Raw genomic sequence first — 13716 nt, forward strand, 5'->3', positions numbered from 1 at the left:
GATGCGAACAAAAAGATGATGTTTCGAATCAATCACGATCAGACGATTCTTGAAACGCCCGGCCTGGCAAGCCTGACGCCCCCGAACGCTGCGCTCTGCACCCAGCAACCCAAAGGCGACTATCCATCCTGACGCACAGGCACCTCTTTCCCCGCGGCCGAATGGCAATTTGCCCCGCACCCGTCCCGGTGCTAGCCATGAACCGGGGAGAGCCATGAACCGGACAAGCAAACAGAACGCCGCAATGACCACTGCCGGGCTGAATCTGATCGCCCAGGCACTGTCGATCTATGACAACGACTTGCGGCTGTCGGTCAGCAACCGGCGCTTTCAGGAAATGTTCAATCTGCCGGATCATCTGGTGCAGCCCGGAGCCTCCTTTGCCGAGACTATCCGTTTTCTCGCAGAGGCCGGGGAATATGCGCCGGAAACGGATATCGAGGAGATCGTTCAAAGCCGGGTGGAGCAGGCGCTGGATTTCGTGCCGCATTACCTGGAGCGTGAGCGCCCCAACGGGCAGATGATATCGATCGAAGGCTCGCCGCTGCCGCAGGGCGGCTGGGTCACCGTCTATACGGACATCACCCGGGCCAAGCGCGCTGAACAGCTGCTGCGGTCCCGGTCCGAAGAGCTGTCGGAGAAGCTGATTGCCCATACCGAGGACCTGTCCGCCGCAAACCGGCAGCTGGAGGCTGCCAACACTGCACTGGAAGAGACCAAACGGCAGCTGACGGAAATCGAGGGCCGCACCCGCCTGACAACCGAAATGATGCCCGCCCACATCGCCCATGTGGATGCGGACGGGTACTATACCTATACCAACCGCCGCCTTAGCGCGGTGTTTCCGGGCCGTCCCTCAGACATTCTTGGAATGCATATCTCCGACGCACTGGGGGAGGCTGCGTTTGAACGGATCGAGCCGCATTTGCTGGCAGCCTATAAGGGCGGCAGCCCGGTGTTTGAGTTCACCGAAAGCCACGGAAGCCGCCGCATCAGGGTCGCCTTCACCCCCGACCAGCAGGGTGGCGTCTATATACTGTCGATGGATGTGACCGAGGAAACCCAGGCCCGGGTGGCGCTGCAGCAGGCTCGGCGCCGCGAAATGGCCGCGCAGATGACCAGCGGCTTGGCACATGATTTCTCCAACCTGCTGACCATCATTCTGGGCATGCAGGGCAAACTGGAGAAGATGGGACTGGAAGGCGAGGCCGGGGGACTGGTGCAAGGCACCTTGTCTGCAGCGCGGCGCGGCGGGCGGCTGCTGAACCGGATTGCCGAGATGACAAGCCAACGCACCCTGCGGCCGCAGGCGACGGATATGCACGCGCTGCTCGATGAACTGAAAGTGCTGGCGTCGCCTTCTCTGCCGCAAGGGCTGGGGCTCAGCATTCTCGACAATCTGCCGGATCAGGCCCTGCTGCTGGACGCGGGCAAGCTGCAGGATGCACTGTTGAACCTGATCCTGAACGCCCGGGACGCCTGCGGCACCTCCGGCCAAATCACTGTCAGTGCCCACTCGGTCGGCCAGACATGGGTTGAAATCACCGTCACCGATACTGGTCCTGGCTTTTCGCCGGAAGCACTGGGAAAAGCTCTGAACCCGTTCTTCACCACCAAAGGCAGCGAGGGCTCCGGCCTAGGCCTGCCGATGGTCTATGACATGGCAAAACTTGCGGGCGGCGACATGCGGATCGGCAACGGCATTTCCGGCGCGGCGATCACCCTGCGCCTCCCCTATCGCCCGGCGCCGGATGCCGGCGGCGGTATGGCGCTGCTGGTAGAAGACAGCGAAGAACTGCGGGCCGCCTTCCGGGATATGCTGATCGATCTTGGCTATTCGGTTATTGAGGCTGCCAGCGTGGACGAGGCCTGCGCGCTGACCGCTGACCTGCCGGACATTGCACTGGTGCTGTCGGACATCATGCTGGAAGGCAGTGCAACCGGTGTTGATTTGGCCGCCCGGCTCGACGGCTCCGGCTTGCCGTGCATCCTGATGACCTCCCTGCCTGTCAGCGACCCGCTGTTCCGCAAGGCATTGAAATGCGGCCCGGTTTTGCGCAAACCTTTCACCATCCACCAGCTGTCTGAGTTGATCCAACCGGAGCCCGCCGTATGACATCGCCCTTGGTCACCATCCTGGATGACGAGCCGGAAATCCGGCAGATCCTGACCGACACGCTGGAGGACGCGGGCTTTCGCACCCAAAGCTTTGCACGCGCGCGGGAATTCGAGGCAGCCCTGAACCGGGTGACGCCGGACGTCTGCCTGGTGGATCTGTCGCTGCCCGATACCGACGGGCTGGCACTGGTGCACCGTCTGGCGCTGGAGCAGGGGGCGGCGGTCATCATCATCTCCGGCCGGGCGCAGGTTCAGGACCGGGTGACCGGGCTGGAACTGGGTGCCGATGATTACATCACCAAGCCCTTTGATCCGGCAGAAGTGGTGGCCCGGGTCCGTGCCCGGCTGCGTGCCGGCCCGCGAACGGCGGCCCCCGCCGGCAACACCGCGCGGTTTGCCGGCTGGACCGCCCATTTCGACCGTTATGTTCTGGAGGATGAGCAGGGCGGCGAAACCCCGTTTTCCCACGCTGAGGGTGAAGTGCTGCGCCTGTTCCTGGACAGCCCCAAGCGGCTGATCTCCCGTGCCCAGATGCAGGAGATGCTGGGCGGCGCAGCCGGTGACAGCTTTGACCGTGCGATGGACGTGCGCATCTCAAGGCTGCGCACCAAGCTGCGCGAAGACCCCAAGAACCCGCGGCTGATCAAGACCATCTATGGCGCAGGCTATATCTTTTTGGGAGATGTGGACTGGGCCTGACACCCACAAGGCAGAACGGCTGCCGCTGCGCTCTTCATTCCTTCTGAAGGACGGCAGAAGCGGAAAAGGCGCATCGCGGTTCCCGGTGTTCGGGGTCATTGCCCATCGTGGGACCGCACAGAGATTCTTGCCCGGGCGAATCGCTTGGCATAGAATCACCCTATGGCCACCTGTCTGCTCTATCGCCAAGCCCCCTCGCGCCCGTCGCGGTTCTACCGCATTGAGCTGGCGATGAACCTGTTTTCCGAAGTCTCCGTGCTGCGGGAATGGGGTGTGGCCGGCGGCAACGGGCAAAGCGTGATCAATATCTACGGCAACCTGCGCGAGGCCTCACTGGCCGCCGACAGGCACCGCAACCGGATGATCAAACGCGGCTACGGCCGGGCCTGACCCGCGCCGCGTCAGCGGCGCCCGGCCCAACTGTGACGGGCCTCCGGCAGGAGGGCCGGAAACAGGCGGGAGATCACCCGGCCAAGACCCGGGCAGCGCGGTTCAGCACCTGCAGACCCAGCACCAGGTCAGTCTCTTCGGTATCTTCGTCAAAGGCATGGCTGATACCGCCAATCGAAGGGACAAACAGCATCGCTGCAGGCATCACCGTTGCCAGGTTGGCCGCATCATGCAGCGCGCCTGAAGGCATCTTTTGCCACTTGCCGGGGGCCAGCGCCTCCGCTGCGTCAGCCAGTTCCGCCTGAAACCGTGCATCCATTGCCGCCGGCTCTATCCCCATTACCGGGCCGAACTCTGCCTTTACACCGTGACCCGCTGCAATCTCCTGTGCAGTTTCCTTGATGATTTCCTCCATCCGCGCCAGACGGTCTGCATCCGCATCGCGCCACTGCATGGAAAACACCGCCCGCCCCGGCACCACGGAAGACGCATTGGGATGCAGCGCCACATGGCCGATGGTCCAAACCGTTGCAGGCGTCACCACATTTGCAAAGCGGCTGTTTAGAGCCGCATTGAATGACGTCAGCGCCTGAAAGGCATCCCGGCGCAGATGCATTGGTGTTGTGCCCGCATGGTTCTGCCTGCCCTCAAAACAGATCCGCATGTCCCGGATGCCGACGATGTCCCTCACCACTCCGATCGCCAGGCCGGTTTCCTCCAGATAGGGACCCTGCTCGATGTGCATTTCAAGAAAGCCGGTGAACCTGTCATGCGGCAGGAAATCCCTAGCCAGATCCGCCATCCGGCCGCGCATGTCCGCAAGCGTGTTCCCCTGATTGTCGGCAAACCGGTCAGCCTCCGCCAGTGTCAGCTTGCCGCTCCAGACATCCGAGCCGGTCAGCACCCCGAACCGACCTTCCTCATCCTGGAAACTGACGCAGGAGATGGGCGGCCCGCCGTCCTCTTTGGCTGCGCGGGCAATTTCCAGCCCGGCAATCACGCCCAGCGCGCCGTCCAGCCAGCCGCCCTCGGGCTGGCTGTCACTATGCGATCCCAGCAGCAGGCTCTTCGCGTCCGCCAGTCCGAACAGGTTGCCGAGCGGGTCGAGATGCGGCTCTAAACCGGCATCTTTCATCCGTTCCGCCAGCCAATTGCGCGCGGCAATGTCGGCATCGGAGTAGGCCTGACGCACCACTCCCTTGCCCGCACCTGACGCGCCAAAGCTGCGCAGCTTGTGCAGGTCATCGAGAAATCGCTGAGGGTCTAGGGGCATGGCAGGTCTCCAATCCGGCAGATGCACACTGCGCCATGTCTTTCCCGCCCACAATCAATTTAGCAGGCACAGCTTCAAGCCGCCCTTTCCTCCGCCTGCAAGCTCCCCTAAGACTCCCCCGGTAACAACGGAGCCGCCCGCCCATGTCCCACATCACGCTGATCCGCCACGGCCAGGCCAACACCCAGGCCCGCGACGAGGCCAGCTATGACCGGCTCAGCGATCTGGGCCATCAGCAGGCCGCCTGGCTGGGAGACCATCTGCGGGCCAGCGGCAGCCATCATCCGAGGGTCTATTGCGGCACGCTGACCCGGCATATCGAAACCGCAGCCTCAATGGGCTTTGCAGATCCGGTGCAGGACACGCGGCTGAACGAGATGGAATATTTCACACTTGCCGAGGCAATGCGCGATCAGCACGACCTGCCGATCCCGGAAGAGCGTGAGGGGTTTGTCGACCATCTGCCAAAGGTCTTCGCCGCCTGGGCAGCCGGCGACATTGCCGAGCCTTACGAGAGCTGGTCGCAATTCGAAACCCGCACCCGGCAGGCGCTGGAAGAGATCGCGTCAGGCGAGGGTCCGGCCTTGGTGGTGACCTCCGGCGGGCTGATCTCGATGGCGCTGCGGCAGGCGATGGGGCTGGACACTACGGGGATGGCCCGGATTGCCCTGGCGGTGATGAACACCTCGATGCACCGGCTGTTCCCGATCGGCGGCCATTGGAGCCCGGTTTTGTTCAACGCGGTTCCGCATCTGGAAGCGCCGGACCGGCATTTTGCCCAGACACATCTCTGAGACACGAACGGGAGGGAAGACATGCAGCTCTACTATGCCCCCAATACCATTTCGGTGGCCGTCGCCATTGCACTAGAGGAAGCCGGGATAGACTATGAGGCGGTCAAGATCGACTTTGCCGCCAAGGAACAGACCGGTGCGGCTTATGCCCAGATCAACCCCAAGGGCCGGGTGCCGGCACTGGCGGTGGAAGGCGGCATCCTGACCGAGACCGGCGCGCTGCTGGAATACATCGCCGACATGGCTCCGGACGCGGGCCTGCGGCCGCAGGACCCGGTTCTGCTGGCACGGATGCGCGAGTTGATGTTCTACCTCGCCTCCACCATGCATGTGAACCACGCCCACCGCCTGCGCGGCGCCCGCTGGGCCAAGGAGCGGACCAGCTGGAAAGACATGCAGAAGATGGTGCCGCAAACTATGGCGGCCTCCTGCGACTACATCAGCCGGTCCGGACTGCGCGGCCCGTTTGTACTGGGGGACGAGGTCTGCATCGCCGATTGCTACCTCTATGTGGTCTGCACCTGGCTCGACGGTGACGGCGTGAACACCGCGGATTTCCCGAAAATCCAGAACTTCATGACGGCAATGGAACAGCGCGCGTCTGTGCGCGCGGTCTATGCCAAGGGAATGCTTTGAAGGACATGACAATGACGCATCTGTGGGTACGGGCCGAACAGCGCCCCAACGAAGACCGGGTGGGCCTGACCCCCGAAGGCGCCAAGGCGCTGCTGGCCACGGGCATCAAGGTCACGGTCGAAGAAAGCTCTGTCCGGGCAATCCCGCTGCAGGGCTATGTCGATGCCGGCTGCGAGATTGCACCGGAGAACTCCTGGCCCGGCGCGCCTGCGGACGCGATCATCTTCGGCCTCAAGGAACTGCCCGAGGACGGCACGCCGCTGCCGCACCGCCACATCATGTTCGGACATGCCTTCAAGGGTCAGCACTCCGGCAAGGCGTTATTGGAGCGGTTCAAGGCCGGCGGCGGAACCCTTTACGATCTGGAGTATCTGGTCGATGAGACCGGCCGCCGGGTCGCCGCCTTTGGCTACTGGGCAGGCTATGCCGGTGCCGCAGTCACCCTGAAAGCCTGGGCAGCCCAGCAACGCGGCGAACTGTGCGGGCCGGTTGGTGTTTATCCCGGCAAGGACGCGCTGCTGGCAGAACTCGGTGAAGAACTCAGCGCACTGAAAAAGGACCGCCCCTCTGCCATCGTGATCGGCGCGCTTGGCCGTGTCGGCACCGGCGCTGCAGACCTTTGCGAGGCGATGGGCGTGAAGGTCACCAAATGGGACATGGCCGAAACCGCCAGCGGCGGTCCTTTCCCCGAGATCCTGGACCATGACTTGTTCCTGAACTGCATCTTCGCCCGACCCGGCACACCGGTTTTTGTCCCACGTGAAGCATTGGCCGCGGACCGCAAGCTCACTGCCATCGGCGACGTCGCTTGCGATCCGGACAGCGACTACAACCCGGTGCCGGTTTATGACTGTGCGACCACCTGGGAAGCACCCGCTCTACGCGTCGCCGAAAACCCGGTGCTGGACGTGATGGCAATCGACAACCTGCCGTCGATGCTGCCGGTGGAAAGCTCCGAGGACTACGCGGCGCAGCTGCTGCCCTCGCTGCTGACCCTGACCGATCTGGAGAGCGGCGTCTGGGGCCGGGCCAAGGCCACCTTCCAGGAGCATCTGCCCGAATGACTGCGACTTACATCGGATTTCTGGCAGCCCTTCTCGGCACTATCTGCTGGCTCCCGCAGGCCTGGAAAGCCTGGGCAACGCGCGACACGGCTGGCCTGTCGCTGCCTGCAAACCTGATGTTTCTCGGAACCGTCAGCCTGTGGCTGATCTATGGTTTGCTGGTGGGTGATGCGCCCATCATCCTTGCCAATGCCTGCTCCATCGTCATCGTTCTGGCGATCATCGGGGCAATCCTGAAATATAAGAAAGGGACTGACACATGACTATTCACTGGTGCGGCACCGGCCTGTCGGCAATCCCCGGCCTGCGCCGCCTGCTGGAAGCGGGCCACGACGTGGCGGTGTGGAACCGGACCACCGACAAGGCGCGCGAGGCCGTGGGCGACCTGACCACCAACATTCACGCCTTCAGCATCGCCAACCTGGGCCAGATGCTGAGTCCCAAGGACGTCATCGTCTCGATGCTGCCCGGCGACTGGCATGTGCCGCTGGCTGAGCTGGCGATTGAGCACGGCGCGCATTTTGTCTCCTCCTCCTACATCGCACCGGAAATGCGCGCGCTGGATCAGAAGGCAAAGGATGCAGGCGTCTGCCTGGTGAACGAGGTCGGGCTGGATCCGGGCATCGACCACCTGATGGCGCATGCGCTGGTCGCAGACTACAAGGCCTCCGATGCCTTTGACCCCGAAAACGAGATCAGCTTCATCTCCTACTGCGGCGGCATCCCCAAGATCCCGAACCCGTTCCGCTACAAATTCAGCTGGTCGCCTCTGGGCGTGCTGAAAGCGCTGCGCTCGCCGTCGAAGTCGATCCGCGATTTCAAGGAACTGGACGTTGCCCGCCCGTGGGATGCGATCTCCTCTTATGAAGCACCGTTGCCCGCGCCCGAAAGCTTTGAGGTCTACCCGAACCGTGACTCGATCCCCTTCATGGGCCAGTATGAATTCGGCGAAGACTGGAAAGTGAAGGAGTTCGTCCGCGGCACCCTGCGCCTCAACGGCTGGGCCGATGCCTGGGCGGATGTGTTCAAAGAGGTCGAAACCCTTTCCGGCTCCGAAGGCGACGCCCGGCTCAAGGAAATGTCTGACCAGTTCTGGGCCGAGAATGCCTACGACGAAGGCGAGCCGGACCGGGTGGTACTGTGTGTCGGCCTGAAAGCCGAAAAGGATGGCACTGAAGTCTGGCACAAGACCTATGTGATGGATGCCTGGGGCGACGAGCGCGGCACCGCTATGGCGCGCCTTGTGTCCTGTCCGGTGTCCTTTGCCATCGAAGCCGCGATGAACGGCAAGATCGCACCCGGCGTCCATGCGGCCCCCAGTGACCTTGCTCTGGTCGAAAAATGGATGGCCGAAATCGGCAAGCTTGCTCAGCACCTTGAAGTCGTCGACAGCAAGTCCTGACCACATGTTGGTATCGCAAAGGGCGCCGGTTTCCGGCGCCCTTATGCATTACGGATTTGTGCGGTGACGTCAGCGGCCGATCACGTCGTCCTCAACATCATTAACGTCGATCCCCAGCGCCTCCAGCCCGGCCTCTAGGTTGTCCGCCAGATGCGGCGTCCCAAGCAGATAATCGACGGTCGGCGTCGTGGCTTCCTGCCGCGCCGTGTAGATCGCCTCACCCAGCTCTTCCGGTTCGAAACTGCCGCGGCCGACCCACATGATGCCGACCAGTTCCGATTGCTGGTCCTCGCTCATCCGGTCGATGAAGGCGCGCAGCTCACCTTCAGCCCGGCCGAGCTCCCGGGCCATCATCGCCACTTGTGCCACCTTGCGGACTGAAATCTCCAGCATTGCTCCATTCCTTCTGTTCGCAGCCTCAGCATATCAAACCGCAGGCTAAACACCTAAGTCTTTGATCTGAGGCAAATGGAGCGGCGGCTAGCCTTGCGCCTTCCCAAAGAGCGCGAGTCCCTTGCTGCGCCCGCGCAAGACCTCCTCCGGCAGAGCAGCCCAGCCCTCTTGCGCTGGCTCTGTGCCAGCAGCTTGGAGCAAGTCCGCTGACGTAATCACGGCCATGCCCTGCGCTTTGGTCAGCTGCTCCAGCCGCGCCGCGGTGTTCACCGTGTCGCCAAAAACGGAGTATTCCAGCCGCTCCGGCGTGCCGGTCACACCTGAAAACACCTCTCCCCAGTGCACCCCGATCCCAACGCCCAAGCCCGTGTCCCCGGCCTGTTCCCGTGTCTGGCGCCAGTCGCGCATTTGCGCCACCAGGCCATCAGCACATTCCAGCGCTTGCGCCGCCGCGCGCTCGCCTTCGAACAGGACCATCGCGGCATCGCCGATATACTTGTCGATCAAACCGGCGGTCCGGGCCGCAACACTTTCCACCCGCGTCCTGAATTCCGTGATCAGTCGGCTCACTTCCTGCGGTTCGCGGCCCTCGCACCAGCTGGTAAAGCCGCGGATATCGATAAACAGGATGGCCATCTTCTGGTGCCGGCCCTCCTGCATCGCCTCCAGCCCGCCACCAGCCAGGCGGCCTGCCAACTGCGCCGGCAAGTAGCGGGTCAAGTTCGCCTTCTGGCGGGCTTCTTCAATGGAACGGTGCAAAAGCGTGCGCATCCGCACGGCGGCCACCACCAGTACACCGCCAGCCAAGCACAGCATCACCAAACGTATGAAATTCGGCGGCAAGTCGAGTGTCAGCCTGATCCGCCCAACCAGATCCGGCGCGGCTTCAGGAGGCTGCCATAGGATCATCCATGCAAATCCCGCTGCGATTAGAACCAGCTTCACGGCAAGCCGCAGCGGGTTCAGCCTAAGGACGCCGAAGGCCAGCACGACTGGGGCCATCCAAACGGCGGGCATGGCAAATAACGCCGCACCAGGCACGCCGGTGTTCACCAACGACAGGAATGAGTTCAGCAGCAAAAAAGCACAATCCGCAAAAACCGCCAGCCAGATCATCCAGGGCCTGAACAATTGTCGCCAAATTGCCCAGTAAATCAGCGTCCCCACTGCCAGATAGGACAGCATGGTCGCAGCAGCCAGGCCGACCTGCCGCCGCAAATGCGGCTCTTCAATCACCCGCACGGCTTCTACGGCTAGCAGCATCGCCAGCATCAGACCCAGCGCCACAACAATCCGCAACAGCGCAACGATGCGTTCCGCTTCAACCTCTGCTGCGCTCAGCAGGGCCGGCTCCTGCGGCCTCAGCGCTTTCAGTGCCGGCAGCAGCTGCATCTACTCTTCCGCCAGAAGCGCCACCTGGCGCGGCTCGACCTCCACCTGGCCGGGATCCTCCAGTTCAGCGCCATTGGCAACCACGCCCATCGCCTCAAACCTGCGGGCCGAAGGCAGCACCCGGGATTCCAGCGAGCCAACCGCTTTGTTGTAGTTGTTCACCGAGGACGACAGCGACCGCCCCACCGACGCCAGGTTCTTGGAGAAAGTCGCCAGCCGGTCATAGAGCTCCTTGGCGGTCTTCTGCACTTCAACAGCGTTCTCCGCCATTTTCTCCTGTTGCCAGCCATAGGCAATTGACTTGACCAGAGCCATCAGCGTGGTCGGCGTGGCAATCAGAACCTTGCTCTCAAAGGCGTATTCAATCAGCCCCGGATCCGCTTCTGCTGCGGCCGACACGAAAGTTTCACCGGGGATGAACATCACCACAAAGTCCGGTGTCTCACCCAGGGCGCTTTGATAGGATTTCGAGGCCAGCTGCCGCACATGGGTCTTCACGTGGTTTGCGTGGCGGGCCAGCGCCGCCTGCTGCTGTTCCGGCGTCTCTGCCTCCAGCGCATCCAGATAGGCCTCCAGCGGGGTCTTGGCATCCACCACGATGCTCTTACCGCCTGGAATGCGCACCACCGCATCGGGACGGCGCAGGCCTTCATCAGTGCCGACGCTTTTCTCCAGCTCATAATCCACGTGTTCGGCCATGCCGGCCATTTCGAATACCTGCCGCAACTGCATCTCACCCCAGCGGCCGCGGGTCTTGGGCGCCCGCAGCGCCTGCACCAGCTTGCGGGTCTCGCCGCCCAGCGCCGCCTGCCCCTCCGCCAAGTGCTTAACCTGGGTCTGAATTGCGCCATAGGCCTCGTTGCGGGCCTGTTCGATTTCCTTGATCCGCTCGCCGAACTGGCCCAGCTTCTGGTCCAGCGGCTTCACCAGGTTCTCGATCGCTGCGTGGCGCTTGGCCAGATCCTCGTCCGCCGTCTTGCTGTGGGCCTGGAAGCGTTCGCTGACCAAGCTCAGGAAGCTTTCAGAATTCTGCTTCAGCACACCCGAAGCCAGCGAAGCGAACTTGTGCTCCATCTGCTGGTTCATGTGCTTCAGTTCTTCCAGCCGCACTGCGTGCTCGGCTTTCAGCGCCTGCACCTGCGCCTCTGCCTGGTAACGCGCGCTGCGCTCGTTCTCGTGCACGCGGCGCAGGGTGGCCAGCTCGTCCGATAGCCCCGGAAGCCGCGCAACTTCGGCCTTCAGCCCGGCGATATGACTGCGCTGATCCGCGTTTACCTGTTCCAGCTGCCGCGCCGTCCCGCGCAGCCGAAGCCCAGCCAGCGCCAAAAGCGCAGCCAATCCAGCCAGCGCGTAGATTGCCCAATGGGCCTGTTCCAATGTCACTGCTCGTCCTCCCTTTAACGGGGGTTCTTGTTCATGTGCGCCCGAACAGGCGCTCGATATCTGCCAGTTTCAGTTCCACATATGTCGGGCGGCCATGGTTGCACTGGCCGGAATGCGGCGTTGCTTCCATCTCCCGCAAGAGCGCATTCATCTCCTCCCCCCGCATCCGGCGCCCCGAACGGATCGAGCCGTGGCAGGCCACCCGGCTCAGGATCGCCTCGACACGGGCCTGCACAAGCTGGCTTTCTCCCTGATCCGACAGCTCGTCCAGGATGTCCTTGATCATCGCCTCGGCGTTGACCTCTCCCAGGATTGCCGGGGTTTCCCTGACCGCAATGGCATTGCCGCCAAAGGCCTCGATGCCGAGACCGAATTTCGCCAGCTCATCGGCAACGCCCAGCAGGCAGGCACAATCGTTGTCGCTCAGTTCGATGATCTCCGGGATCAGCAGCGCCTGTGCTGCGACGCCGTTCTCGGCCATCTGGCGTTTCAGTTTCTCATAGACCAGCCGCTCATGCGCGGCGTGCTGGTCAACAATCACCATGCCGTCGGCGGTCTGGGCGATGATGTAGTTCTCATGCACCTGGCCGCGCGCCGCCCCCAGCGGCAGGGCTTCGGCCCCGGGCACGGTGGCTTCGGGCGCATCCAAAGGCTGACCCGGGGCCATCGGAACCTCAGGAGCATCCGTCACCTGGCCGCTGTAAAGGCCGGCCAATTCTGCAAAGCCTGGTGCTGCCGGCGGCTGATAAGCGGGGGCGGGCGTGAAGCCTTCAGGCTGTTGTCCAGCAAAAGACGTGGACCGCGCACCATATGAAGACCGGTCCATCTGATAGATCCGGGGCGCACCGCTGGCGGTGGGCTGTTCTACCTTCATCGCTCCCAGTGTGGCGCCCGCTACAGTGGTTGAGGCGCGGTGGCCTGCCTCTGCCAGAGCATGGCGCAGGGAGGACACAATCAGCCCGCGCGCCAGGCCGGGGTCGCGGAACCGAACCTCGGATTTCGCTGGATGCACGTTCACATCCACCAGCTGCGGGTCGCAATCGATGAACAGCGCCGCCGCCGGGTGCCGGTCGCGGCTCAGGAAATCGAAATACGCTGCGCGCAGCGCCCCGGTCAGCATCTTGTCCTTCACGGGCCGCGTGTTCACAAACAGGAACTGCGCCACCGCTGCACCTCGCGAATAGGTCGGCAGCGCCGCGTAACCATAGAGCCGGATGCCCTCGCGGGTCGCGTCGATCTTCAGCGCGTTTTCCGCAAACTCCCGTCCCAGCACCGAGGCCAGCCGTCCGTGCAGCGCATCAAACAGGTCGCCGCTCAAGGGATCGGCACGGAAGGTGACCCGCCCCTCACCGCCGCCCGAGACGTCGCGCAGGGTGAAGCCCACCGAGGACTCCGCCATCGCAAGCCTTTTCACCGTATCCCCGATCGCCTGCGCTTCGGCCCGGTCGGTTCGCATGAATTTGAGTCGTGCAGGCGTGGCAAAGAACAGATCCCGCAGCTCAACGATGGTGCCTGCCCGCAAGGCAGCCGGCTTCACCGGTTCCAGCTTGCCGCCCGACACCCGGATTTGCGCGGCCTCATGGCCCGCTGCCCGGCTGGCGATGGTCAGCCGCCCGACAGCGCCCAAGCTCGGCAGCGCCTCGCCCCGGAACCCGAAGGTGTGGATATTCAGCAGGTCGGAGCCATCGATCTTGGAGGTCGCATGGCGGCTCAGCGCCAGCGGCAGATCCTCCGGTGTCATGCCGCAGCCATCATCGGTGACCCGGATCAAGGTCTTGCCGCCATCGGCAATCTCCACCGTGATCCGTGCGGCACCGGCGTCAATGGCATTTTCCACCAATTCCTTCACAGCTGAGGCGGGGCGTTCCACCACCTCGCCCGCGGCAATCCGGTTGATGGCACTGTCGTCCAGCTGGCGGATGATCGGCCGGCTGTTCAGGGCGTTTTTGTCGCCGATATGGGGTTCTGCACTGCTCATACCCCTAAATTTAGCATGTGTGGCCGATTCTGCCACCGGAATGCGCAGCCTAGCCTCTGCAGGATCACGAAACTGGAATCCCCCTCACCTGGCAGCATTCTGCGCGCCTGATGTTCCGCCCCTTGATTTTTTTGTCCATTTAGTCAAAAAACATGCCCGTCTGCGGGGGCGTTCGCTTGCCAATATGCCGCACC

The 13716-nt window shown here is 63.1% G+C and carries 13 protein-coding genes; 8 read left to right on the forward strand and 5 right to left on the reverse strand.

What is annotated here, in order from left to right:
• Positions 1 to 214 precede the first annotated feature (214 nt).
• From RA26_RS13360 to RA26_RS13370, 3 genes are all read left to right on the forward strand, one after another.
• Positions 215 to 2116, forward strand: coding sequence for a hybrid sensor histidine kinase/response regulator (locus RA26_RS13360; RefSeq protein WP_039184299.1), 1902 nt, complete (start codon positions 215 to 217; stop codon positions 2114 to 2116).
• Entirely contained in the window at positions 2113 to 2817 is a 705-nt protein-coding gene (locus RA26_RS13365; protein WP_039184300.1) for a response regulator transcription factor, read from the forward strand. Before RA26_RS13360 ends, RA26_RS13365 begins: the two co-directional genes overlap by 4 nt.
• Positions 2818 to 2979: 162 nt before the next feature.
• Positions 2980 to 3207, forward strand: a complete 228-nt coding sequence (locus RA26_RS13370; protein ID WP_039184301.1) for a WGR domain-containing protein — start codon at positions 2980 to 2982, stop codon at positions 3205 to 3207.
• A gap of 73 nt (positions 3208 to 3280) precedes the next feature.
• On the opposite strand, the gene RA26_RS13375 is transcribed toward RA26_RS13370, so the two are convergent.
• Positions 3281 to 4480 carry a Zn-dependent hydrolase gene (locus RA26_RS13375; protein ID WP_039184302.1) on the reverse strand — a complete coding sequence of 400 codons (1200 nt, stop codon included), beginning with the start codon at positions 4478 to 4480 and terminating at the stop codon, positions 3281 to 3283.
• Between the two features lie 143 nt (positions 4481 to 4623).
• Here RA26_RS13375 and RA26_RS13380 point away from each other — a divergent pair, with 143 nt between their 5' ends.
• From RA26_RS13380 to RA26_RS13400, 5 genes are read left to right on the forward strand one after another with little or no spacing between them, the layout of a single operon-like run.
• Positions 4624 to 5274 carry a histidine phosphatase family protein gene (locus RA26_RS13380; protein WP_039184303.1) on the forward strand — a complete coding sequence of 217 codons (651 nt, stop codon included), beginning with the start codon at positions 4624 to 4626 and terminating at the stop codon, positions 5272 to 5274.
• 21 nt (positions 5275 to 5295) lie between these two features.
• Positions 5296 to 5910, forward strand: a complete 615-nt coding sequence (locus RA26_RS13385; protein ID WP_039184306.1) for a glutathione S-transferase family protein — start codon at positions 5296 to 5298, stop codon at positions 5908 to 5910.
• Between the two features lie 11 nt (positions 5911 to 5921).
• Entirely contained in the window at positions 5922 to 6974 is a 1053-nt protein-coding gene (locus RA26_RS13390) for a saccharopine dehydrogenase (RefSeq protein ID WP_039184307.1), read from the forward strand.
• Positions 6971 to 7237 (forward strand): SemiSWEET family sugar transporter, encoded by a 267-nt coding sequence (locus RA26_RS13395; protein WP_039184308.1) that lies wholly within the window; start codon positions 6971 to 6973, stop codon positions 7235 to 7237. Before RA26_RS13390 ends, RA26_RS13395 begins: the two co-directional genes overlap by 4 nt.
• Complete coding sequence (locus RA26_RS13400; RefSeq protein WP_039184309.1) at positions 7234 to 8376, forward strand: saccharopine dehydrogenase family protein; 1143 nt, start codon at positions 7234 to 7236, stop codon at positions 8374 to 8376. The genes RA26_RS13395 and RA26_RS13400 overlap by 4 nt, the downstream gene beginning before the upstream one ends.
• A gap of 69 nt (positions 8377 to 8445) precedes the next feature.
• On the opposite strand, the gene RA26_RS13405 is transcribed toward RA26_RS13400, so the two are convergent.
• From RA26_RS13405 to mutL, 4 genes are all read right to left on the reverse strand, one after another.
• Positions 8446 to 8769: a DUF3775 domain-containing protein gene (locus RA26_RS13405; protein WP_019295110.1), complete on the reverse strand. Its 324-nt coding sequence runs from the start codon at positions 8767 to 8769 to the stop codon at positions 8446 to 8448.
• An 87-nt stretch (positions 8770 to 8856) separates the two neighbouring features.
• Entirely contained in the window at positions 8857 to 10161 is a 1305-nt protein-coding gene (locus RA26_RS13410; protein ID WP_052272429.1) for an adenylate/guanylate cyclase domain-containing protein, read from the reverse strand.
• Positions 10162 to 11544, reverse strand: coding sequence for a DNA recombination protein RmuC (rmuC, locus tag RA26_RS13415; RefSeq protein ID WP_039184310.1), 1383 nt, complete (start codon positions 11542 to 11544; stop codon positions 10162 to 10164).
• A gap of 31 nt (positions 11545 to 11575) precedes the next feature.
• Positions 11576 to 13522, reverse strand: coding sequence for a DNA mismatch repair endonuclease MutL (gene mutL, locus RA26_RS13420; protein ID WP_039184311.1), 1947 nt, complete (start codon positions 13520 to 13522; stop codon positions 11576 to 11578).
• Positions 13523 to 13716: the final 194 nt, after the last annotated feature.

This window comes from Leisingera sp. ANG-M7 (genome assembly GCF_000813965.1).
Classification (GTDB): Bacteria; Pseudomonadota; Alphaproteobacteria; order Rhodobacterales; family Rhodobacteraceae; genus Leisingera.